The 25,135-nt window shown below is 33.2% G+C and carries 19 protein-coding genes; 5 read left to right on the top strand and 14 right to left on the bottom strand.

Translation table 11 applies throughout. From position 1 onward, the window contains the following. Positions 1–37 precede the first annotated feature (37 nt). The 6 genes from CAB05_RS00075 to CAB05_RS21945 all read right to left on the bottom strand — a co-directional run bounded on the left by CAB05_RS00075 (position 38) and on the right by CAB05_RS21945 (position 7,968). Entirely contained in the window at positions 38–850 is an 813-nt protein-coding gene (locus CAB05_RS00075; protein ID WP_087997727.1) for a basic amino acid ABC transporter substrate-binding protein, read from the bottom strand. A gap of 223 nt (positions 851–1,073) precedes the next feature. Next, positions 1,074–1,292 carry a hypothetical protein gene (locus CAB05_RS00070; RefSeq protein ID WP_142283027.1) on the bottom strand — a complete coding sequence of 73 codons (219 nt, stop codon included), beginning with the start codon at positions 1,290–1,292 and terminating at the stop codon, positions 1,074–1,076. Between the two features lie 78 nt (positions 1,293–1,370). Further along, the gene (locus CAB05_RS00065) at positions 1,371–2,333 is read right to left on the bottom strand and encodes an NAD(P)H-dependent glycerol-3-phosphate dehydrogenase (protein ID WP_087997725.1); all 963 of its coding nucleotides are present in this window, start codon (positions 2,331–2,333) and stop codon (positions 1,371–1,373) included. A gap of 298 nt (positions 2,334–2,631) precedes the next feature. Further along, complete coding sequence (locus CAB05_RS00060) at positions 2,632–6,183, bottom strand: S8 family serine peptidase (protein ID WP_087997724.1); 3,552 nt, start codon at positions 6,181–6,183, stop codon at positions 2,632–2,634. A gap of 655 nt (positions 6,184–6,838) precedes the next feature. Next, positions 6,839–7,513, bottom strand: coding sequence for a ribose-5-phosphate isomerase RpiA (gene rpiA, locus CAB05_RS00055; protein ID WP_087997723.1), 675 nt, complete (start codon positions 7,511–7,513; stop codon positions 6,839–6,841). Positions 7,514–7,800: 287 nt separating this feature from the next. Further along, on the bottom strand, positions 7,801–7,968 hold the full coding sequence (locus tag CAB05_RS21945; protein ID WP_158093128.1) for a hypothetical protein: 168 nt from the start codon (positions 7,966–7,968) through the stop codon (positions 7,801–7,803). A 343-nt stretch (positions 7,969–8,311) separates the two neighbouring features. Here CAB05_RS21945 and CAB05_RS00050 point away from each other — a divergent pair, with 343 nt between their 5' ends. Continuing rightward, on the top strand, positions 8,312–9,649 hold the full coding sequence (locus tag CAB05_RS00050; protein WP_087997722.1) for an APC family permease: 1,338 nt from the start codon (positions 8,312–8,314) through the stop codon (positions 9,647–9,649). 738 nt (positions 9,650–10,387) lie between these two features. Here CAB05_RS00050 and CAB05_RS00045 read toward each other — a convergent pair. From CAB05_RS00045 to CAB05_RS00025, 5 genes are all read right to left on the bottom strand, one after another. Further along, entirely contained in the window at positions 10,388–11,401 is a 1,014-nt protein-coding gene (locus CAB05_RS00045; protein WP_087997721.1) for an SIS domain-containing protein, read from the bottom strand. 13 nt (positions 11,402–11,414) lie between these two features. Further along, on the bottom strand, positions 11,415–12,770 hold the full coding sequence (locus CAB05_RS00040) for an amino acid permease (RefSeq protein WP_087997720.1): 1,356 nt from the start codon (positions 12,768–12,770) through the stop codon (positions 11,415–11,417). Positions 12,771–13,254: 484 nt separating this feature from the next. Continuing rightward, on the bottom strand, positions 13,255–16,794 hold the full coding sequence (locus tag CAB05_RS00035) for a S8 family serine peptidase (protein WP_158093127.1): 3,540 nt from the start codon (positions 16,792–16,794) through the stop codon (positions 13,255–13,257). Positions 16,795–17,448: 654 nt separating this feature from the next. After that, positions 17,449–20,529: an AAA family ATPase gene (locus tag CAB05_RS00030; protein ID WP_087997718.1), complete on the bottom strand. Its 3,081-nt coding sequence runs from the start codon at positions 20,527–20,529 to the stop codon at positions 17,449–17,451. After that, positions 20,526–21,683 (bottom strand): exonuclease SbcCD subunit D, encoded by a 1,158-nt coding sequence (locus CAB05_RS00025; protein WP_087997717.1) that lies wholly within the window; start codon positions 21,681–21,683, stop codon positions 20,526–20,528. The genes CAB05_RS00030 and CAB05_RS00025 overlap by 4 nt, the downstream gene beginning before the upstream one ends. A 168-nt stretch (positions 21,684–21,851) precedes the next feature. Between CAB05_RS00025 and CAB05_RS00020 the strand changes: the two genes are divergently transcribed. From CAB05_RS00020 to CAB05_RS21935, 3 genes are all read left to right on the top strand, one after another. Continuing rightward, positions 21,852–22,169, top strand: coding sequence for a thioredoxin family protein (locus CAB05_RS00020; protein ID WP_087997716.1), 318 nt, complete (start codon positions 21,852–21,854; stop codon positions 22,167–22,169). A 125-nt stretch (positions 22,170–22,294) separates the two neighbouring features. After that, positions 22,295–22,459 (top strand): hypothetical protein, encoded by a 165-nt coding sequence (locus tag CAB05_RS21940; RefSeq protein ID WP_158093126.1) that lies wholly within the window; start codon positions 22,295–22,297, stop codon positions 22,457–22,459. Continuing rightward, positions 22,425–22,622: a hypothetical protein gene (locus CAB05_RS21935; RefSeq protein ID WP_158093125.1), complete on the top strand. Its 198-nt coding sequence runs from the start codon at positions 22,425–22,427 to the stop codon at positions 22,620–22,622. Before CAB05_RS21940 ends, CAB05_RS21935 begins: the two co-directional genes overlap by 35 nt. A 95-nt stretch (positions 22,623–22,717) precedes the next feature. Here CAB05_RS21935 and CAB05_RS00015 read toward each other — a convergent pair whose 3' ends face one another. Both CAB05_RS00015 and CAB05_RS00010 read right to left on the bottom strand, forming a co-directional pair. Further along, a complete protein-coding gene (locus CAB05_RS00015) occupies positions 22,718–23,341 on the bottom strand; it encodes a phosphatase PAP2 family protein (RefSeq protein ID WP_158093124.1) in 624 nt (207 codons plus the stop codon). A 93-nt stretch (positions 23,342–23,434) separates the two neighbouring features. Then, complete coding sequence (locus tag CAB05_RS00010; RefSeq protein ID WP_087997714.1) at positions 23,435–23,611, bottom strand: YozD family protein; 177 nt, start codon at positions 23,609–23,611, stop codon at positions 23,435–23,437. Between the two features lie 152 nt (positions 23,612–23,763). Between CAB05_RS00010 and CAB05_RS21930 the strand changes: the two genes are divergently transcribed. After that, a complete protein-coding gene (locus CAB05_RS21930; RefSeq protein ID WP_158093123.1) occupies positions 23,764–23,931 on the top strand; it encodes a hypothetical protein in 168 nt (55 codons plus the stop codon). A gap of 11 nt (positions 23,932–23,942) precedes the next feature. Here CAB05_RS21930 and yodN read toward each other — a convergent pair whose 3' ends face one another. Further along, the gene (gene yodN, locus CAB05_RS00005) at positions 23,943–24,611 is read right to left on the bottom strand and encodes a germination protein YodN (RefSeq protein WP_087997713.1); all 669 of its coding nucleotides are present in this window, start codon (positions 24,609–24,611) and stop codon (positions 23,943–23,945) included. Positions 24,612–25,135 lie beyond the last annotated feature (524 nt).

Below are 25,135 nucleotides of genomic sequence, written 5' to 3'. Positions count from 1 at the left end.
TGCGTAACACTGGTGAGGTTACGCAATTTTTAGACTTCTATTTATTTTGTTCAGCTTTTAACGTTTCAAGATCAGGTTCAGTACCAAAATGTTCTTTATAAATATCTTCATAAGTTCCATTCTCAACAACTTCTTTTACTGCTTTATCTAATTTCTCTTTATATTTACTTCCTTTAGGTAACATTAAGCCGTAAAACTCTGCAGCAAAGCTATCTTTATCTTCAATTACGACTAATTTTTCATTCGGATTATTTTTTGCATATGTTTCTACTACTGCATTATCAGCAACTACAGCATCTGCTCCGCCACTTTTTAATTCAAGAATTGCTAGATTATTATTTTCGAATTTTTTAACATCCTTACTGTTTTTACCTAATAATGATTCAACTGCTTCTTGACCAGTTGTTCCATTTTGCACTGCTACGACTTTCCCTTTTAGATCTTCTGCAGATTTAATATCACTGCCTTCAGGTACTAAAATCTTATTTGTTGAAAGGAAGTAAGGAACAGTAAAATCATATTTAATTTTACGATCATCATTGATTGTAATAGAGGACATACCAATATCAGCTAGCTTGTCTCCAACTTCTGCGAATAATGGGTCCCAACCAACGTTTACAATATCAATTTTCAACCCAGCTTCTTTTGCAACTGCATTTGTAAAATCAACATCGAATCCGACGATTTTACCTTTATCAAGATATTCAAATGGTGCATAAGCCGCATCTGTAACAACTCTTAAAGGTTTTTGATTTTCAGTACCACTTGTTTTTGAATCTTTTCCGCAAGCAGATAGAATCAGTGCCGTTGAAACAGCAAAAGCAAATGACATTTTTTTAAAGTTCTTCATTTAAATTCCCCCTATGTAATACTATCTTTTATAAATTTACCGATTTAATTAAATATATAGAATATTTACTATATTTAGACTTTAAATAATTATATCTGTTCTTGTTTATTTATGCAATACCATGTCAAAGATTGTTAAACCCTACTATATTAATAGTATATACATACAAAAAAGCAGTTCTTTAAGAACTGCTTTAGAAAAATAGAATAGTAAATTTGCTTTATTATTTCATTCTAAAAACTTCACCGCGCGGGATAAATGGTAGTCTTGCACCTAAATCTTTTGCACTTTCAATCATATCAATACCAGGTTGAAGGATTGTACCACCTCTACCTTTTATTTTGACCTTCTCTAGTAAGGTTTCAGGATGTACGTATCCTTCATCGATTGAGGTAGCATCACAAATAAACTTACACAATTTATTTACCTTAATAGATCTCAATTAAAGAATCATAGTAAAAACGACTGTCCAAAAAGGTACAGCCGTTTCCGTATTCTAGTATCCTATTTAATAATTGGATTAAAACTCAAATTTTACTGGTCTTAAAAATAAATTCACTAATGTTTCTTTAGCATCTTTTTCTTCAAATAATATTTCATATAAAGCAGAACTAATAGGGAGTTCAACGTCATATTTAACGGATAACTCTTTTAAAGCTTTTACTGTTGAAACACCTTCTGCTAATTTCTCAAATTTTTCACCTTGAGCGTAGGCTTGACCAAATTTACGATTATGACTATGATCTGAAAACAATGTAGCTTCATAGTCTCCGAGATGACTTAACCCGTAAATGGTAATATCATTTCCTCCCATTGCTCTGACAAGGCGAGAAATTTCTCTGGTACCTCGAGCCATAAGTGAGCCTTTTAAACTACTATAATGTAGTCCATCTAACATGCCTGCTGCGATCCCCATAACATTTTTTGTAGCCGCTCCAATTTCATTTCCAATAAGGTCTTGTCCATAATAAAATCGAATTAAATCACTATTAAAAGCATTAACAATCTCTTTTGTTACTTCAATATTCTCTGAGCTAATGACCATACAATTCGGTATATCATTCACAAAATCCTGCACATGTCCTGGGCCTACCCATATAGCAACATTCACGTGTTTTCCGACTTCTTCACTAAAAACTTGAGTTAATCTTTTTCCACTATTTGCTTCGATGCCTTTCATACATAAAATAACCGTTTTTCCTTGAATACCACTTAAAGCATGTAATTGTTTTGCAAATGAACGTAATTCTTGTGCACTAATCGATATGATAATTGTGTCCGCGAATGAAACTGCTGTTTCTAATGAATTGTTCAATTCAATTGTATCTGGTAAAGAAAGGTAATCATTTTTTCGATTTTCTTTTAGTGAATGATAATTTCTAGAGTTTTCTCTACCCCACAACATAACCTGATGACCAACTTTATTGATATACCATGCTATAAAAGTACCCCAACGGCCGCAACCTAAAACTGATATATTCATATAGATTCACTCTCCGATTTTCATTAGTAAATCTTGCTAAGATATTTTCTCTAAATATCTTCTTCATATTTAAACTTACTTCGACAAATAATTCTCTGCTTCCTGCTTTTAATGTATTGCTAGATTGATTGTTTAAAATTCAATGATTTTTACATTTGTACTGCTTTTTAAATAAAAAAACCTTGGAGAAATTCAAAACACACTATACGTGTGAGTAAATAACCCAAGGTTTTCTTCACCAACCAGCTACTAATGTAAGTCGATTAAAGAACTATTAGAGAATACTTTATTTATATTGTTATTGACGAACAGTAACTGCTTCAGGAGTTGTTGTGACTTTTAGACCGCTCTTTGTGACAACATCAAGTGAAATATAATATGTCCCGTCTGGGAGATCGGTCTTAGGTGCCCATTGAGTTCGAAGGGAATGCTCATTTTTCACTTCAAACGAATCGATCAAATCCCCATTACTATTTTTAATATTGATCGTCCAGTCTACTCGGTTATAAGCATAACTAATAATATTTGCTGGGTTGTCTTTGTTCACTTCGGTTACTGGATCTACATATGAAAATGAGATAACCATATATTCATTGATATAAGATGGATCTCCCCAAACTGTGTAACCCTGATTATAAGCGTAGTCAGCACCCAGCACCACTACACTCTTCGGTTCATCATCTACAATGATTGATGTTTCCCCTCTTTGTAGTTCAATAAACTGACCATTGCACCAAATAATCCCAACATTATAACCACTTCCGTTTGTTGTATCTTCTGCTTTGAAGGAAATTTCATATTTCCCATCTTTTGGTTTTACTTGAATATCAGATACTGTTGGAGCAATCGAATCTACTTTTATCGGCAATTTTACTTCCTGAGGTTTAGCATTTTTATAATCTAAAGTAGTCTTAATAACATATTTGTAATCTCCATCAGGTACAATATTGCCATTTTGATCTTTCATATCCCACATATATCCGCCGTACATATAGTCTCCATATACCATAATGTTTTTTCGGAATTTCCATGGCTTGCCTGTGTATTCACTAAAGTCACCTAGATATTGAATCTTATTTTCATTTTTATCTTCTATATACATTTCTGTTTTTTGTAAATTACGTAATGTAGTGAACGTAGCATAAGCACCATTTATATACATGTTCGGTGACACAGCTATATGGTTAACATCAAATCTTCCTGTAGATGGGTCGTATCCCATAGGGTAACGTTCAGACAATTCATCCCAAAGTGCCGTATAGCCTAAAAATGCATCCTTTTCCCATGCAGCTGGGTCAATATTTTGAGGATCATCCCATTCTCCGTTAAAGCCCATGTATGGAACTGTTAAAGTTACTGCTTTACCTTTATCTGTTGGAACAAGTCTTACAAACCCTTCTACAAAACTATTTTTCTTTAATGTATGTGGCAATGATAAATCTACAGTAATGCTTTTAGTTTGACCTGGTTTAATTTTTATAATAGTCCCATCTGTGTTAGACACTTTATTATCATTTACTTTCACTTCGGCACCTTTAACATGTTTACTAGTTAATGTTAAATATTCTTTGGAATCCAATTTACCATCATTATCTAAATCAAAATCTTTCACTTCAGTTTGATCTGTCATAATATCAACAAATACTTTATATTCTAGATCTTTTTTATCTTTGTCTTTGTCTTTAGGATTATCAAAAGCTTCTAAATTTAATTTGAAGCTTGCTTTTCCATTCGAAATTTCTTTTAAAGCAACTGCTCCTGCTTGTTCAAGTGGGGTATCTTTTCTAGTAATGATCGCAGGTGTATTAATAGCATTTTGAATCTGCATTAAACCAGACCCTTGAACTCGTGGCGAATAAGGTACTTGGTTGTTTGTTCGTGGATCCATAACTACGTTTGCAGTATTCATTAAAGCTAATTTTGCTTTCAATGCTGTATTTTTTGAATGAGAAAATCCTTTTTCATATAAAGCTTGTAGTAATAATGTTGAACCACCAGCTACATGAGGTGATGCCATTGAAGTACCACTCATAATCTCATAATCGTTTCCTGGCACTGTCGAGTAAATACTACCTCCAGGTGCGGAAAGTTCTGGTTTAAAATCTAATGTATGTGGTGATCCAATCGATGAAAATTCAGACATTGAATTTTTATTTGAATTATCTACCCAAGTCCCTTTTGATAAATGCATTTTTACAACTTGTCCACTTGTCAACTTACTAACTAATGCGTCTCCAGGAACCTTACCAGTAGTTGCTACTGGGATTGAGTATGGACTTAACCCTAAGTAAGGATAATCGGCCATATCATTATTGTTACTAGGTGGAATGATGATTAGTGCTTTGGCACCTTTTCGCTGGGCATCATATTGCATAGAAGAATAATAGCTATATGTATCTAAAAGCTTCGCTACTACTATTTTACCATTTACGTCTTTACCTTGATAATCAGAAGCACTCGTTCCTTCTCCTACGTAGACCATTTCATAATCTTCTCCAGGTGTTAATGACTTAGATAATTTAAAGTTATAAGATGATGGAAATTGAGTTTGATCTTGAAACGGTAACTGAATACCATTTGTTTCTGCTAAAGTATTTAAATGAATTTTTGAGTTTTCGTAAGATGCAACTGAAATAGCATAAGGACTTACAGATGGTTCACCAACGATCCCGATGTCAGGATTTTCTGCATATGGTTTCAAAGATGAAGGGATAATATTATTTTTTGAACTATATGATGCGTTACCACTAGCAACTACAACAAGTGAACCTTGCTCAGTTGCTTGACGAATTGTTTTTTGAATTGGGTCATTTTCTTCTCCAACATAGCCTGCATCAGTACCTAAACTCATGTTGATGACGTCTGCACCCATAGTGACCGCATGTTCAATTCCTGCGATGATATCATCCTCGTATGCAGCACTACTATAATCAGAAAATACTTTTTCTGCTAATAATTGAACACCCGGTGCAATACCTTGGACTCCATCATTTGCCTCATCACCATTTGCTCCAACAGTACCAGCTACATGCGTACCATGGGAACTACCAGAACCACCTGGAATGACATCTGTATCACCATCAGCCCAATCATATCCTGTTGGAACTTTGTCGCTATACCAAACATCGTTAACAGCTGTTTCAGAAAATTTTTCTTTTAAGCCATCTTGAGTTAATTTCACTTTTTGTTTGCCTTTATCAGTCAATTTCATATCTTTATGCGTATAATCAATCCCAGAGTCAATAATTGCAACTAGTAAACCTTCACCCTCATATCCATATTGATTCCACACTTTTTGAGCTTGTACTAATTCCTTACTTGCTCCCATAGAAGGTTTAAATGTTCTTGCAATATGTACATTTAATACACCAGGAATTGACTGTATTTCACTGACTTTCTGAAACTCTGTTTCTAAGCTGAAACCATTAAACCCTTCGTAAAATCGTTGCTTAAGCTTATTTGGAGATTTTGATTTTCCAGTTGGTATTTGATTCATGACTTGATCCTGTTTTTGTTTGAATAATTCTTTTTTACTTTTTGTTGATTTTTCATCAGCTGAAGGTTCTTCGATTTCTACAATTACTCGGACTTTTTCATTCGGCTTATAGGCTTTAATTAATCCTTTTTCTTTTAGGTCTTTGTAACCTAATTTATCCTTATCATTACCAGTGGAAGCTTTTGCTTTATCTAAAAGTATTTGCCTCCCTTGTTTAACAATTTCTTCGATAGTTGGTGATGATACAGTGTTGTTTTCAGGGCTTTCAGCAATAACAGTAAATGGTGAGAATATCATAGATGTCAAAGTAGCAGTAGCAAGTACCTTTAAGGACTTGTTTTTAAAGTGCTTCATTCATTCCTCTCCTCTCGAATATGCAGTTAAAATTGTGCTCCAGAATCATCTGTAGCAATGTATTACTCAATAGAACAGTAAAACTACAAAAGCTGAATGAATGATAGTGAGAAAGTGCTCTTGCCTTATACTTTTGAATTCGTCTTTAAGCAGTAAAATGAGCACTATAAGGAAAAAATAATAGTATATGAGAAGAATGTTTGATGTAATCATTGAAGGGGATAGGAAATGTTCAATATTATGTAAATCAAGTAGTTTTACATATTCATATTTTACTTGTCTACTGTATGACAGTAAATTGGGGGAATTATCTTGAAAAGCTACTATAATTGGCATGGTAATTCTGTCGAAATATGACATTCATTATTTATTTAAGTAGAAATCCCTATGAAATTTCACCTTTTAGAATGATTTAATTAAGATGTATATTTTAGAGTTTATATAAACTTGGGGGAAATAGGTCTTTATCATTAGATATTTTAAGATTGAACATACCGTAAGTATTTTGTTTAAACATCTACAGTAATCGGATCTACTACCTGTTATTTGAAAAGGAAAATTTCAACATTATTCTCTAATTGAGACAAAATTAAAAGAGCAAACATAGAATGTGTTTACTCTTTTTTTACAGCTTTCTTTTATAAAATTAGGTTATCTAACAACCATATTTAATCTCGATTGTGTCATTGTTCCCAGCAATAATAGCAAAGTCACACATATTAACAAAAAGACCATTCTCAACCACACCGGGAATCATATTTAATTGAACTGTTAAGTCCTCTGGTTTTTCAATACTTTTCATATAGCAGTCTAAAATATAATTTCCATTATCTGTAATAAAAGGGGTATTATTTTTCAAACGAAGAATTGGATTGATTGGTCCTATTTTTTCAATCTGTTTTTTTGTCAATTCCCATCCAAATGGTATAACTTCTATCGGTAAAGGGAATGTACCAAGTGACTGAACAAACTTTGATCCATCTGCAACAATAATAAATTTCTCAGAAATGGACGCGATCATTTTCTCACGTAATAAAGCTCCACCTCCACCTTTGATCAATGCTAAATTAGGATTCACTTCATCAGCACCATCAATCGCTAGATCTACTTTACTTAACACGGAAAGATCCACTAAAGGTATTCCTAATTTAATTGCAAGTTGTTCAGTATCTTTTGAAGTAGGTACGCCATTAATTTTTAATCCTTCTTTTATTCGTTCTGCAAGTTTTAAAATGGTCCAATAAACAGTTGAACCAGTTCCTAGCCCAACTATCATATCATCTTCAACAAATTCAACCGCCTTTTCACCAGCTAGTTTTTTACTGTCCATTTACACACCCCTAAAAAGGTCATTAATATATTTAATACATTTTACTAAAACTTTCCTTATTACTTCAAATTTTCAAAAGATGAAATGTAAAATTTTTAGTTTAAGCTTACTTTTTATCGGTTCGCCAAGCTTAAACTAAAAAATGACCAATCCCCAATAATAGGGATATGGCCTTTTAAATGTCAGTAATGATGAGAATAATTTACTTGGTCTTTTTCAAAAAGAAATAGACCTTTGTTAGTTTGCCAGCCAGTATATCCTAGTTGTCTTACATTGCATTGATATCCTCAATCCTTCCTGTTCAATGTCTCCAATATTTTATCTATTTTAGCTTCTAAACGTTGTATTTCAAACTTTTTCTTTCTATTTTCAAAAAACAACCAAATAATAATGGCAATAAATAATAGTGGCTTTAAATAAATAAGAATTAGAAAAATATAGTCTCCTGGGAACATTAGATTCATCCTCCTGTTAAATTACTTAGGTTTAGGTGTAAAATACTCGGTTACGATTAAATCTATCATGATATAAAGTTATTACTATATTAATAAACAGATTAAATTAGCCTTTTTTTATCCTTCATAAATTAGCAACTTTTGTTAGTTTCACTGCACTATTTACTCTTTCATTAAACAAAATCTCAAAAGTTAATAGACTATAGTTCTTTTAATTAATTGAACAACAATAGTTGAAAAGTATCAAATAAATTTTTAACTTTTCTGAAAAAAAAGCTACAGAAAATTAATGTGGTATAATTTTTCTAATTTTTAAAATTTGTTTTGAAAGTTGGTGGAGCAAGTGGAAAAGGAAGTAAATTTGAAGAAAAATATTGGCTTTTTCGTATCAACATCTCTAGTAATCGGCACAGTTATTGGTTCTGGTATTTTCATGAAACCAGGAGTGGTACTGTCATCAACAGCTAATTCCACAATGGCTCTTTTAGCTTGGATTATTGGTGGAATTATTACACTCGCTAGTGGTCTAACAATCGCTGAAGTAAGTGTAAAAATTCCAAAAACGGGTGGATTATACGCCTATATTGAAGAAGTATATGGCGAGATGTGGGGCTTTTTATGTGGTTGGGTTCAAACGCTAATATATGGTCCTGCAGTAATGGGCGCACTTAGCCTATATTTTGGATCGTTACTTGCAGATTTCTTAGGATTTGACGATAGTAGTAAAGTTCTTATTGGTATTCTAACGATTATTTTATTAGGATCATTAAATTTACTTGGTACACATTTTGGTGGATTCATCCAAACAATTTCCACAGTAGGAAAACTTGTACCGATTATTCTTATTGCTGTATTTGGTATTTTCCAAGGAGATGTAACTGTCTTTAATGCTGACAGCGGCAGTACTACGCAAACGATTAGTATGGGTGCAGCTGTATTAGCAACACTATGGGCATATGATGGTTGGATGAACGTTGGGTTTATGGCTGGCGAAATGAAGAATCCATCAAAAACTTTGCCTAGAGCAATTATTTCTGGAATTCTGATTGTTATTATAGCTTACTTATCTGTAAATATAGCGATGCTTCATTTATTACCTGCCAAAGAAATTGTTGAATTAGGTCCGAATGCCGCAACTGCAGCAGCAACATCAGTATTTGGTAATTTTGGTGGTAAACTTCTTGCAATTGGTATTTTAGTATCAATCTTTGGATGTTTAAATGGTAAAATTCTTACATTCCCACGTATTACTTTTGCTATGGCTGAGAGAAAAATGATTCCGGGTGCAAAGTTTTTATCAAGCATTCATCCTAAATTTAATACACCTGTTGGATCAACAATCATACAAATTATAATCGCTTTAGCAATGATGATTTTTTGGAATCCTGACCGTTTATCTGATATGGCAATTTTCGCAGTATTTTTATTTTATGGTCTGGCATTTAGTGCTATTTTCATTTTACGTAAAAAAGTGAATAATGATAAAACTTTATATAAAGTACCTTTATATCCTTTAACGCCAATCGTTGCAATCGTTGGTACACTTTATATAATTGTTAGTACTTTAATTAACTCACCAGTAGATGCACTGATTTCAATTGGTATCGCAATTATTGGTTTACCAGTTTATTTTAAATTAAAAAGCAATTATAAAAATGAACAAAAGAGTAAGGCAAGTTAATCTTACTAAAGTGTAAGCAATTATAAATCTTAAGCCCCTTCAAACATTATTTTGAGGGGGCTTTTCTTGTTTTCATAGTGTTCTAGTTTATTTGTTTTCATTCGTTTTTTTATTTAATATAACCCATTCTATGATGATTACATTTATGATTAAACCTACCCAAATATTTACATTTAACACTTCTTCTACCATTTGCTCTCTTTCCCCTGGCAAAGAAAAACCATTTAACAAATAGTAGGCATTCTACTATTAGTAGAATTTATTGTTAAATAAGGTGTTATAAAAGGGATCATACCCCCAATAGATACGATGAGTAAAACCCACCAGCTTTTTTTAGATTTCATGCAATATTCCCCTTTGATTGTTCGATACTTTCATACTATAAAATTATTATGAACTCTTCATGAACAAAGATATTTAATTTTAAATTACTTGAAATATGCTCTGTTAAAAAAGCATTTTAATTTATATACATCTTTGCTAACCTACTAATATGCGAGCGTTTAATTTCCTTCAATCTGTGCAAGAGAGGTTTTTACCCATCCAAAGACTTACGTTTGGTGATAGGCGTCTTGCACTCCCTACAAAAAACAGCTTATATCTTTGCAATTCTGGTGAAATCTCTTGTAATAAAACAAACAGACCATACCCAATATTGGTATAGTCTGTTTTGCATTATTACTATTTTAGATAAAGTGAAACTTTTTAAGTTTACGTAGTTGCCAGTTTTGTCATCTATTAATATTCAACTTTACGATAATATCTTCTTAGCTCTAATGGATGATTTCTTTCCCGCTCAAGATAAACACTTATTCGGCTCAAAACCGCCCAGTTGATACTCACGGCAAAATGTTTTCTAAATTCTTCACTAATCCCATCAAGAGTAAAGTCCTTTGTATCTATAATCGTTAAGTTGTTTGTAATTTTTTCAGCAAATCTCTCTACTCGATCTACTAATGGCCTTGTTTCATCTTCTCCTTTTAATAAAATTACACTGGTATCTTCCACAACTAGTTCAAGCGTTCCATGGAAAAACTCGGCGGCATGAATTGACTTTGCATGGATCCATTGCATTTCTTCTAATATACACATCGCATATGAATAAGTGTTTCCCCATAAGTTTCCTGAACCAACCATCATATGGTATTCTGTGTCTTTATATTTGATTGCAAACTCCTCTGCTTTTTGATCGAATGACTTAACTGCGCTTAGAATCGCTTGCGGGAGCAAAGATACTTCTTTCGTAAATTGTTCATATTGAGGAAACTCATTATTGTTATACATAAAGCGAAAAACAAACATATAGAGAAGCATGAAGAATGTATCAAAAGAATGTTTCTCTGAACCTGTTGTGATGCAAAAATCCACCATTTTTGTTAATGGAGTATTTGGCTCAGCTACTAAAGCAATCGTAGTAGCACCCTTTTTACGACAATACTCAACAGCCGCAATCGTATCTTCAGTTGTTCCAGATACTGATGTAAAAATACAAACAGAATCTTCACTTAAATGTTGATGGTTCATTACGATAAATTCTGCAGCAATTTCCGCATGAACATGAATAGTAGACTGCGATTTTAATATGTATTCATAAGGATACATCATAGCGATTGTTCCGCCGGCACCAATCAAGAAAATATTACTGTAACCTTTATGACAAATGTGATCAACAATTTCTTCTATTTGGCTTTGAAATGATAGACCTTCTTTTTCTACCACCTTTACAAATAACTCTTCATCAAATTTTAACATAAGCTTTTCCTCCTTAAATTGAATCGTTTATCGTATGATCCTTATGATTTTTAACATTTACTCCATATTTTTTTTCCCAGTAAAAATAGACTGGTAGACCTGTTGCGATGACAATAAATGCCGCGATCATACCTTGTATAGGTGCCCAAGTAAAAGTTCCCCAAGCAAGCCATGATGCGCCAAGAATAGCCAATATTGTCGTAACTCTCCAAACCGGCATACGATAAATTGGTTTATAATCTTCTCTCTTACGGCATTTGTATACCGCTACAAAATCCATAATATTAATCATTAATTGAGTAAGTGTGAAATATCCGAGTAATGCAGTTAAATTACTAGAACACACAAGAATACAGGCATATAGTACTTGAACGATGATTGAAAAGTTTGGCGTTTCATATTTTGGATGAACCTGAGCAAAACGTTTAAAAAATAGCCCGTCCTTTGCCATTGCATATTCCAATCGAGGCTGAAACATAATGCAAGAGCTTAATGATCCTAAAATAACTATGATTGCTGTTACAGCTACAAATGACGATGCAATATCAGATAAACCAGGGATATACTTAATTGCCTCTGAGACAGCTGCGTTTGTGCTCATTAAATTTTCAAAAGGCATTAAGCCAATAATACAAACAGCAAGAAGTGTATACAAAATCATGACAATGAATACAGAACTAATTAAAGCGCGAGGTAGAACTTTACCTGGATTTTTAAATTCTCCAGCCATAAAACATATAGCCGCCATTCCTGTGTAAGCCCAAGTAGTCGCAGACACGCCACCGATTAAACTTGTTTCCACTTCTCCAGTTGTTGGCGTATAAAAATAGTTTCCAGTATTCATGTACATAAATCCTAAAAAAATAACAATTAAAAAAGGAATGATTTTAATCGCAGTGATGATTACTTGAAAAATACCCGCTACCTTTACACTTCGATAATGAATAGAAGTAATGATGAGAATAATAGCTATTCCTAATAATTTACCTGCCATTCCAGAGAAAAATGGAAAAAAGGTAGAAACATAAGAAACAATCGCTAAAGCCATAATGGCAATTGAAGGTGGATCCAGGGCCCAAAATGCCGCCCAACCATAAAGGAAAGCTAACGGTCTCCAACCCGCTTTATTCAAATACACGTAACCACTTCCGTTTTCAGGATAAGCTGTCGATAATTCAGCTAATACCATAACTTGAGGAATTGCAATAATTCCACCGATGATCCAAGCTAAAATAGCGATTGAAGGTGTTCCGGAAGCTTTTGCAACATCTCCAGACGAGACAAAAATACCTGAACCTACAGTTGTTCCAACAGCAATAGCTAAAGCAGACCAAAAACCCAGCTTTCGTGTGAGCGTGCCTTTACTCATATTGAGTTCCTCCCAATTTAAATTACAAGACTAGTAATCTCGTATAATCTAATATAAATTTCAAAATTGGTTGCCGTATTGTAAGGATCGAAGAATTGTTATGAAGTTAAGTTAAAAGTTTTTCGTTTTTCTTGGCCAAGCTTTTAAATGGGTTTACTGGTAGATACTTAAAAGTTCAATAATTCATATTTTCATACCCTTTCCGAAAAAACTTTATTTGTTATGTCTTGTATTATAATAAATTATAACAATAAATACAATTAGAATATTTAAAATATTTTAAAGCAAAAATTTACCGATAAATTTCACCAAAATAAAAAGAACACTCTTACATGTACTTTTATTAAAAAACAATTGTTCCGTATTCTTAAAAAGAATAGATTTAGAGCCTCTAAAGTGCGGCCAATTTCCCAGATTCGAATAATAAAAAACCTCAATCCTTTAATCTTCATAAAGGATTGAGGTTTATCTTATGGTTTTGTATTTAAGGTTGTTGTACCACATTCAAATAACGTGGAGTAGCATTGATCTTTAGACCCGTTTCATCTTCCATTTCACAGGTTACTTTATAATTACCGCTAGGTAAATCAGGAGAAGGAGTCCATTCTTTTAATACAGACTCTGTATTTTTTTCTGACCAGGTTTCGATTACTTTTCCTTGAGGATCTTGGATTGTAAAGGTCCAGTTTAATTTTTTAATTCCTACTCCTAAAATATATCCTGGTTCTTGTGACGATATCGGTCTTTGCCAAACATCCAATACTGATAGGAATAATTCCTCTTTTACATTAGAGCGGTCACCGTAAAATTCATAACTGACATTGCCAGCCCAGTCAATTGCCATTATGATTACACTTTTCGGTTCGGCATTAACGGTTAGTGACGTTTGTGTTGCAGAAATAGCTTCATAATTGTCATCGATCCAAACATAAGATTTTGTTAAGCCGCTTCCCCCTGTATTATCCGACATGTCCCAACTAATCTGATACTTATTTTCTAGTGTTTTGTTTACTTGAATATTTTCTGTTTTTGGAGCAATAGAATCTATATTAATCGGGTACTTAATCTTTTGCGGCCTAGCTCCTTCATAATCTAATGTGCTCTCAATAATATATTGATACTTTCCGTCTGGAACCACTTTTCCATCTTCTGATTTCAAATCCCATGTATAACCACCATAATAAAACTCGCTGTTAGACATTACATTTTTACGAAATTTCCATGGTTCTCCTGTTTCAGTAAATTCGCTGTAATCTCCAAGTTCACGAACTCGATTCCCTGATGCATCTTCAATGTACATGTTTACCCGTTTTACATTGCGCAAAGCAGTAAAAATTGAGTAAACACCTTGATTCGCTGCATATGGTGAGTTGGCCATTCTTTCTTCTATGAATGATTTAGTCACATAATCAAAACCAAGTGGTTTCTCTGGATTACCAAGCCAGTTATCACCATAGTCCGTAAATAGAGCTGTTTCTTGTAAAAATGCATTTTGGTTCCACATCGGTGCATCTAAGTTCTGAGGTTGATCCCAGTCACCATAAAATCCCATATATGGAATTGATAAAGACGGAATCGAAGCTTGTTTACCATTTTTCGGAACAAAGCGAACAAATCCCTCAACAAAAATATTTTTCTTCAATCCATCTGGTAGTTTAATATCCACCGCTAAATCTTGCAGATGACCTTTTTTCACTGTAAAGGTGGCAGGTTTTGTATGGCTAAAATCTTTTCCGTTAATCTTCGCTGTTGCTCCTTCGATCCGCTTACTGTTTAGCTTTAATACTTCCATCGTCTTATCGTTTTCCCCATCACGATTTATATCTACTTCTTGTTGTTTTGTATCATCTGTTAAAAGATCTAAATACACATCATAGATCATCTCGTCAGGAGAAGATTTTCCAGCTAACGCTTCAATCTCAAGGCTAAATTTCATTTTATCTTGCTTAATCTCTTTTAACTCCACTGCAGCTGCATTTTCTGGTTTAGCAAACTTATCTTTTACTAAAACAGGTGTTTGCAGTGCATTAGCTATCTGCATCATCCCTGCGCCTTGTTTACGTGGCGAATATGGAATTTTCCCGTCTGTTGAAGGATCCATTACGATTTGAGCTGTATTCATCAAAGCTGTTTTCGCTTGATAGACCGCATGTGAACCTTTGGTGACGCCTTTTTCATAGAGTGACTGTAGTACCAAAGCTCCTGCACCTGCAACATGTGGTGAAGCCATCGAAGTTCCGCTATATGTATCATAATTGTTATCATAAACAGTAGAATAAATCTTACCACCAGGTGCGGTGATTTCAGGCTTAAAATCAAGAGTATGCGGTGCTCCATACGATGAGAATCCAGACATTGTCCCTTTGTTTTTATTATCAATTCTCGTTCCCTTACCCGCGCGAACCGTAATCTTTTCACCATTTTTCAATCGCTGAATCAAAGAATTGCCTTCGCCGATCTGTATAGTAGCTGCTGGGATGGCAAAAGGATAAAATTGTAATCTAGCATAATCTCCTTTTTCCGCTAAAGGAACCACAATCACTCCTTTTGCTCCCCTATAGTAAGCATTCACTTGTATGGAGGATTCACTACCATCATATTCTGGTTCGGCAACCACGATTTTGCCTGTTACATCTTTTCCTTCGAAATCCTCATATCGACCATAACCTACATAAACTAACTCAATCTCTTCCTCTTGAGCAAAAACATCTGCCAAATGAAGACCTGGATGACGTTGGTAAATAAGTGATTTCCCATCTGAAAGAGCAAGAGTGTCCATATGAACTTGATCATTTTCATAAGAAGCTACTTGGAAAGCATATGGACTAGAACCAGGTGCTCCTACTACTCCAATATCAGGATTTTGAGCAAAGGGGGAATGATTATATTGGGAGGAACCACTTTTGGTACTGTAGAATGCGTTCCCACCTGCTGCTACCACTAATACCCCTTGCTCTGTAGCAGTACGAACTGCCTTTTGAATCGGAGCTTCTTCATCCACAAACGCACCGTCAGTCCCTAAGCTTAAGTTAATGACATCAGCATTCATTTCAATAGCATGATTGATTCCGGCTATAATATCGTCTGCATATGCCCCCTCCCAATTAACATCAGAAAAAACTTTTTCAGCTAAGATCTGAACATCAGGTGCAATTCCTTTTACTCCATCTACTTCATCTGTCCCATTGGCTCCAATTGTTCCTGCAACATGCATTCCATGTGATGAAGCATATGGGAGAACATCCTGATCTCGGTCAGCCCAATCGTAACCAGCTGGTACTTTATCTGTATACCAGCGATCATTTACTGCTGTTTCGGCTAATTTTGCTTCTATAGTTGAAGAAGTCCATTTGGCTTTCTTTTTTCCATTGTCAGACATCGTTAAATCTTGATGGCGATAATCTACTCCCGTGTCGACAACTGCAACTAGCATTCCTTCACCATGATAGCCTAATTCTTCCCATACTTTTTTTGCTTGTACCATGGATTGGCTAGAACTCATCGTTTGTTGATAGGTTTGTGCAATTTTAACACGCGCCACTTCAGGTAATTTTTCAATTTCTTTGATATGTTTGAACTCTGTATCCATACTGAAACCATTAATACCTGTCACAAAGTGATGCCGTTCTTTCACTTTCCACTTTTTCGTTTCTTTAAAGTCTTTTATCAATGATTGCTGATCTTGCTTTAATTTTTTCTTTTCAGTTGCATTTCCTTTGGCTATGGGTACAGGTTCTCCTGTCATTTCCACAATCACTCGGACCATATCATTTGGAGCATATTGAGTATCAACTGGCTTGTGGGCTTGGTCTACATCCGACTGCGTTTTTTCAGTCTTTTGATTCTTTAACCAACTTTTTTCACTCGCTTGCTTAATGAAAGTTTGTACTGCTACATCGTCTGTATTTAATGATTCGGTTAAAGTATCCTTCGTTTCCGCAAAAACTGTGAATGTTGAAAGAAGTAAGGATGTTACAGCTGCAGTAGTCATCACTTTAAATGCCTTCAGTTTACTCTTGGTCATTAACATTGCTCCTTTTTTATTTGATTAAGTTTTATATTTATTTCACTACTTTTATGAGATTAGTAATTTAATAAAATGTCATTTTACTAACCATTCTGAGTAAATAAATACTAATTGAATTGTACATACACCATAATTCACTGTAAATTGGGTGATTAAAGATAGTTAGATAGACTTATATATTGAAAATTTTCGTTAAAAAAATCGTCAATAAAACAATAATAAAATCGAATTTCAAGTTATTAACAGGAAAAATATTTTAGATTTTTGAATTTAAAATTAAAATTCGGGGGAATATCGAACGGTGTGTCAATAGTGATGCGTCATCATGTGTTGTTGTAGTGATATGTTGATTACTGTTGAGGAGAATGATATTAAGATGTTGTTAAACTGATATTATATGAAAATGTTGACTCCTTGCTCGATTCAGTCAACTTAGACTTAAGTTGCATCATATTTAAGCAAGAGTGTCCAAATTACACCATGTTTTATAAGCTGTTAGACTATAAAGAAATGCCTTACCACAAAAAAAACCTTGTTAATTCTTTTTTGAATTAACAAGGTCCTTTAATGAACGAAAAAATATAATATTCGTTACTTATCTCATTAAAAGTGAAAAATCCGCTTATTCGGACAACCCAACTCATATTAAACTCATTTAACGACAATAGATATTTCAGAGTATCCATGATTTGTCTTATGAACTTCAATAACCGCTGGCATTGCGTCTTTTACATCTTGAACGTGTGAAATAACACCAATTAATCGACCAGACTTTTGGAGTTGGATGAGTGTGTCAATTGCTTTTGCAAGTAACTCATCGTCCAATGAACCGAAACCTTCGTCAATAAACAACGTATCAATTGAAACGCCACCTTTATGAGCCTGGATAATATCCGCCATACCAAGTGCTAAACAAAGTGAAGCATTAAACTGTTCGCCCCCTGATAAGGTTTTAACATCTCTTGCAAGACCAGTATATGAATCATACACTTCTAGTCCTAATCCACTTTGTTTTCTTCCTTTTTCAACTGAATCTTTTCTTTGTAATTGGAATTGTCCATTTGACAGATGATCCAAGCGTACATTGGCAGACTCAATAATTTGCTCAAAGTAGTCTAAAAGTACATAACGTTCAAATGAAATCATTTTTTCATTATCACCTTTAGTAACTTTATAAAGATCATTTAATCCAGCCAATTTCTTTTCTGTTTTCACGTACTCTTCCTGATATGTTTGTAAGTCTATACGTAATTGTGATAATCGTTTAGATAATTCTTGAATTCGAATGATATCATTTAAAATATGATCGGCTTGTTGGGCGATTACTTGCAACGATTGCCTTAATTCATTCTCATCGATTTTTTCTTTTGATTGCACTTGTTTTTCGAGAATGTCTCTTTCAGTTATTAATCTCTGGCTATTTTCTTCATACTTTGAAATGTCATTTTGATATTCATCAATAAACTGAATTAATTCAATGGCAATCAAAAACTCTTCTTCATGACTAAACTGATACTCACTCAATTTTTCTTTATAGGAATTTTGTGAAATTTTGATTTCAGAAGTTAGGCGATTTATTTCATGTTCAAGATGAGAACAAGTTGTTTCTTTAATTGTTTTTTGTTCTGAAAGTCGTTTGTAACTTCCTTCAATTTCTAGTATTTCTGATTGAAGTACCTGTATATTTTTTTCGTATTTTTGTACATCTTGATTCCATGCTTCATAAGTTCTAGTCGTTTCAGGTAACATCGTCTCAATTTGAACTTTTTCAACTTTTAGTTCATTGATTTTTGTTGAGCACTCTGATACTACATTACCTAATTCAGTTGCCTTTATTGTTAAACTTTCTATAAATTGCTCTTTTTCTTTTAAAGCTTTTTGAATTTTTTCAAAGGATTCTTTTCGTTCTGAAATACTTGATAAGTTCGCATCAATCTCTTTAAATTCATTAGCTAATAAACGTAGACCTTCATTTGAAAATTCAAAAAATCCATATTCCTCGATAAACGATTGTTGATCAAGTTGGATTGTATTTTCTAAATTTTTAATTTCACCATGTTTTGTTGCTAATTGGTTTTGTAATGTAGTTACTTTAGCTTTTAATACCTCAACTTCATGTTCATTTACATCGCCTGCAAATTTTGCAATTGAAGGGTGGTGGGTACTTCCACAAACTGGACATTCTTCTTGATCTTTTAAATCCTTTGCTAAATATGCTGCTCTTTGTTGTAACATGTTCATTTCTAAACTATTTAATTTATTTACATGTTCTTTTAAAATGGCATCATTAACGTCATAATCTTTTAACTTTCCATCTAAATCGTTTTTTGCAAAGACAATTCTTTTTGCGAAGCCACCTTTTTGATGTACTTGCTGTTTCAATAGAGTGATTTGATTCCACTGTTCATATATACCTTCAAATTTAATAAACTCATTTTTTAATTGATAAAGCTCTTCATTTTCTTTCGTTATTTGATCTCGAAGTTTTTGTCCATCTAATTCAAGTTGCTTTAACTGTTTGGTTTTCATTACATAAATCTCTTCAAGTTTTTGATAGTTCACTATACTATCTTTCAGTTCTAATAATTGACTATAACGATGTTCAAAATTTGATAACTCTTTATTTTTTTCAGGAAGTGTATCAACTTTTAATGAAATCGTTTCGATTAATTGAAGGATTTCGGTTAACGAATGATGTTCTTTTTGTAATTTTTCTTTAGCTTGTACAATCAAATCGTTCAGCTTGGCAAGTTCATTCTTTTGTGGCAGTACCTTTTCTGCTCTAGTAGCCATTGATAATTTTGATTTCTTTTGTTTAATTCCTTCTTGTTGATCATTTAATAATGTGATCAATTCATTTAACTCTTGCAATCTGTAAATGTTTTTGTTATGCGTTTCAGCGGCATATAATTTTTGTTGGAGAACTTCTTTTTGAGCTTTTTGTATTTTTTCTTTCTCTTCAAGTTGCTTTATTTCTTCGTCAATTGTTGAAATATGTTCACCTAAAATTTCATTAACGATATGAATGTTTATTTGAGCATCCTCAGTAATATTAATACCTTTATCTAATAGCAAATCTTCTATCGTTTCTAATTTAATGACAATTTTTTGCTTTAGATTTCTAAAATTTGATTCCATTTTAGATCTTGCAATTCCAATTGTATCTTTCACTTTATCGAATAATTCTGTTTTAAAGATTTTACGTAAAATCTCTTCTTTTTCCTTCGTATCAGAAACTAATAATTTCCGAAATTCACCTTGAGGGAGTAGAACAATTTGTTTAAATTGATCTGCATTAATCCCCAGTAATTCCTCAACCTTTTTATTAACAATCGTAGTTTTATTAAATTCTTGACAGTATGGAACTTTTTCACTATTTTCGATTTTATAAAACTCTATTTTGTCACCTGTAATACCTTTATTTTGTTTCTTTTGATGACCTTTTTGCCTAAAGATATTGTAGTGCTTTCCTTTCAGTTCAAATGTTAAGTCAACACTTGTATATACTTCATCATCTGCAAAATGGCTTCGTAATAAAGTTTGGTCGTTTCGGTTTTCGCCACTCGCTTCACCATATAGTGCAAAACAAATACCATCAAAGATTGTAGTTTTACCTGCTCCGGTCGGACCAGTTATCGCAAATAACCCTTTTTCATTTAATTGATTAAAATCTACATGGATTTTGTCCTTGTATGGACCAAATGCATGTAAAATAACTTCTAATGGTCTCATTCTAATTCTCCCTTTACAAAAATATCATGTAGTATTTCTTTCATAAATTCTTCATTTTCTTCACTTAATTCATCATTTGTCATTTCTTTATAAAATGATTGATATAGCTCAAGTTGATTTTTTGATTGTTTTTCAACGTATTTTTTACTTTCTATCGTGCTCTCAGCATTAATTCTTTTTCTACTGACATGCATAGCATTTGGGTAAACCGTTCGGATTTGTTCCATCGGTTGTACCACCATATGCTCATCGGTCAATTTTACGAAAACATAATCTTCATTGATTGGATGCTTCCTTATTTCTTCAATCGTTCCTTCAACAGTTCTCAAATCACGCTTAGGATTAAAGTCTCTTTTGGTTACAGATACTTCACCTTCAGCATCTAACTCAACAATTAAACATCCTTTTTTATGGTTTTCCTCAGAAAGAGAGTACTTTAAAGGAGATCCTGAATATCGAATAGATTGATTTCCAACATAATGCGCACGATGTAAGTGACCCAATGCTGTGTAATTGAAATGTTGGAAATTATGGTGAGATACGTATTCAGCACCACCAATTGCTAAAGTACGTTCGCCTTCAGTTTCTTCATCAGATGGCTGTCCATTATTCGTGACAAATGCATGTCCGACAAAAACATTTCTTGCTGAAGAATCTAATTCTTCATCTCTAATTTTATTAATGATTGCTTTCATCGCATCATCATGTGAGTGGATATCATCATTTTGTAATACATAACCTACAATACTTGGTTCTACATAAGGAATTAAATAAAAATGAACTTCTCCAAATTCATCGTTCATTATGACCTTCTTAAAAGGGGTTTGAAATTTCCCTACAATATGAAGGCCTTCTTTTTCCATAAAACTGCTTCCAAATTCAACTCTTTCTGCACTATCATGATTCCCAGCAATAGCTAGTATTGGTGTGTTTAATTCTATAACAATTTGATGTAATACTTCGTTTAATAATTCAATGGCTTCAGTTGGAGATATACTCTTATCATATAAATCGCCAGCAATGATTACTGCATCTGGATTTTCTTCTTCAATGATATTAATAAATTCTTTTAAAATATAACGTTGATCTTCTGTCATATGAACACCATGAACAATTTTTCCAAGGTGCCAATCCGCTGTATGAATAAATTTCATTTTTTACACCTCATTTGAACTTCTAGTTTACTCTATTTTACATCAACATACGAACGTTTGTATGCTTTTTTCATTTGAAGTTTAAAAAATGGATTATAGTGGTCAAAATAATTGAAATACTATAAGATATCATTCAAAATATAATTATTAGACTCTAGGGAGGCCTTTATGGAAAAAATTATTGATGTAAAAAAATATGAGGAAGTTATTAGTAGTGAAAAACCAGTAGTCGTAAAATTCTATGCTACATGGTGCCCAGATTGTTCACGTCTTGATGCGTTTGTTGGAGAAGTAATTGAAGAGCATCCATCGTTTGAATGGTATACGATGGATCGAGATGAGTTCCCAGAAATCGCTAGTGAACAACAAGTTATGGGAATTCCTAGCTTACTTGTTTATCAAAATGGAGAAAAAATTGGTCACTTACATAGTGCCAATGCTAAAACGCCAGAACAAGTTGAAGAATTTTTAACGAAATTCGAGTAATTCAGTAAAATAGGAATAGAAATTACCTAAAAAACCTGCTCTTATCGTAAGTGCAGGTTTTTTTACATGATTATAGGCAATTTGGACTTGAATAGATGCATATACATCACTTGAGGTGGTGTAATATGCTAAACATGATAGAAGATGTTGTTAGATTTCCAGAAAAAATAACAGGCGGTAGAACGATTACTCGAGTCTTTAAAACATACCCATATAAAATTTACAAAGCAAATTCTGTTTTAAGTGGTACAGATTATGGATTTTCCGACCAAGAAGGCCATGTTCTTTAGAACGACAGTTGATACATACGCTCGAATCAAATCACCTTATGAAGTGCATGTCGTCATAACATTTGGATATCGTTCTAGAGAGTTTGATAAAGCAACTGACGCGACGATTAGATATACATTATTTTTACAACAAGGATATTGTCCTTTTGGATGTTATCCATAAAAGATCTTTATAAAATTTATGTTTTGTATAATCAATTAAAAAAACACCCTAGTTGGAATATAGATAAACTATATAACAAATAAGGTGTTTAAAATTTAAATTTGTTTACGTTCATGTAAAAAGATAAATACATTTTTACAAATGCTATACCATACATAGCCGACTAACCATCCAGCGACAATATCCGAAAAATGGTGAACATGTAAATAAATTCTACTAAATGAAATTAATAAAATAATGGCTAAAGCAGTTACTTGAATGATTTTTCTTTGTTTTAATAAATTAGTATCTAAGATGATCAAGATGAAACTTAATGTTAAAAAAAAGCTTGTTGCCATTACAGCATGACCACTTGGAAAACTAAATCCGTCTTCTACATAATACATTGCTGCTGGTCGTGGTCGTTCATAGATACCTTTGACGATTTGAACTACTAATCTAGCAGTAAGCAAAGTGATTAATAAGTAAATCCCTGTCCAAATACGTTTACGAATAATAGAAAAAATTAATAAAACTACAGCAAAACTTAGATACATTTTAGAAGAACCAAAGTCTCTTAAAAATAAACAAAATGAATCTAGGGCATCTGAACGCACCGAAACAAAAAAGTCAAAAAATGCATCGTCGATTGTTTTGACCATACTTGTTTTATAAATCAATCCTAACAAAACAAATAACAAAATTGCAGTAAAAACGGTTATCCAATTATTTTTTTTCATAAACTCCCCCGACTTAAAAATAGATAGGTCACCCGCTTGTACTATTGAATACATAGAGAAAAACGACGAGAGCACCCGTCGCCACTTTCATGACTATTCATCTTCTTCGTCAATTTCATCAATCATACATTTTTCCAATAAGTATTCAAAAGTAATATCGGCCAATTCTTCAATTTCCTCTTCTTCAGGCACATATCCTCGCTGAATGAGCTGTTGATAGAAAAATTCTGCAATTTCTTCCGTATCAATCACTACTTCAATTTCTTTCACTAGCATCACCCCTTACTAGTTAATATGTTCAAAATGAGAAAATATGAAAAAAACCTTTCCAAGCACTTAAATTATTAATATGTAACCTTTAGCATAATACAACAAAGACAAGCATATATTCAAATAAAACATGTTAAAGGAGAATGATTTCAATGTTAAAAGTGGACAAGCAATCAAACTCAAGCTTAAAAATGAAAGAACTAATGTTTAATGAAGAATTATTTGAAGCAACTGTAGAAAAATTTACTTCTGTTATCTTTTTCATTTTAATAGGGTTAGGCATACCTTTTATGATTCATATAATTCTACAATTATTGTAGAATATCCTCTCTCAATTTGTTTTCTTTTCTGAAAATTTATTTAAATTTTTTAAAACAAGATCCATCACGATTTTATATTCTTCATCTTGAAAAATAGAATATAGAACAGCATAATCATTATATATATCTAATAGCCCATCTATAATTTCTAATTTCGTCGTCTTATTTCTATTTTTATTAAAATCATTCATTGAACGAAGCTTTTCTAAGTCTAATTTTGTAATGCCATTTTTATCATTTCTAAGTTTTTTTAGAATTGTATTAGCAGTTTGTGCTGTCGCAATTAAGGTTAAATCAGTCTCATCTGCCTCTAACCATTCACCATCTGTTATACGGGCAAGTTCATAAATTGTGTCTTCCCAAGCATCATTTTTATAACGCCAAACCTCTGTACGATAACCAACAATACGAAAAATCTCTTTTTCATATCCATTCACCTGAACTAAATCCCCAAAAGAAAATGAATAATTTACCTCAATCCACTCTTTTTCAAGTTTTTTGCCATCATATTCATTCAGAAGCTGAAGAGTATTTTCAACATACAAACCATCATGATTATTCACTTCGTAAACAAATATGCCGTCCATCAGTTTGATATTTGTAATCTTACCGACAGTCCCATATAACGTTATCACGACAATATCATCTACGTTATATTTAGGTTGTTTTTTCTTTGTCATCCTCTTTAACCTCCTTCTACATCCGTCGTGGCTCATACGTTTTTACTGTATACTATGCAAAAGCACAATAATTGTCTGTCATTTTCCAATCAAATAAAAAAAGGGAATAGCCTATTTTGAAAAGTGGAAGCGACTCGCTCTGCCCCGACAAGCATAAGACGAAGATCAGTGAAAGTTGCTTTTTAACTTTCATGAGATTTGACTTATGACTCGAGGGGCAAGTCGCTGGAACTAGACATTTGAAATGTGGAGGCGACTGGTCAGCTCCGACAAGCATAAGACAAGGAGCAATAAAGGTGCTTTTTACCTTTAATGGTCCTTGGCTTATGACCTCGAGGAGCTAGGAGCCGAAACTAGACATTTGAAAAGTGGAAGCGACTCGCTCTGCCCCGACAAGCATAAGATGAAGATCAGTGAAAGTTGCTTTTTAACTTTCATGAGATTTGACTTATGACTCGAGGGGCAAGTCGCTGAAACTAGACATTTGAAAAGTGGAAGCGACTCGCTCTGCCCCGACAAGCATA

The organism is Gottfriedia solisilvae (genome assembly GCF_002128405.1).
In the GTDB taxonomy this organism is placed as follows: Bacteria; Bacillota; Bacilli; order Bacillales; family Bacillaceae_G; genus Gottfriedia; species Gottfriedia solisilvae.
The sequence above is the reverse complement of the archived record's forward strand: the minus strand, read 5'-3'. Positions and strand labels throughout refer to the sequence as shown.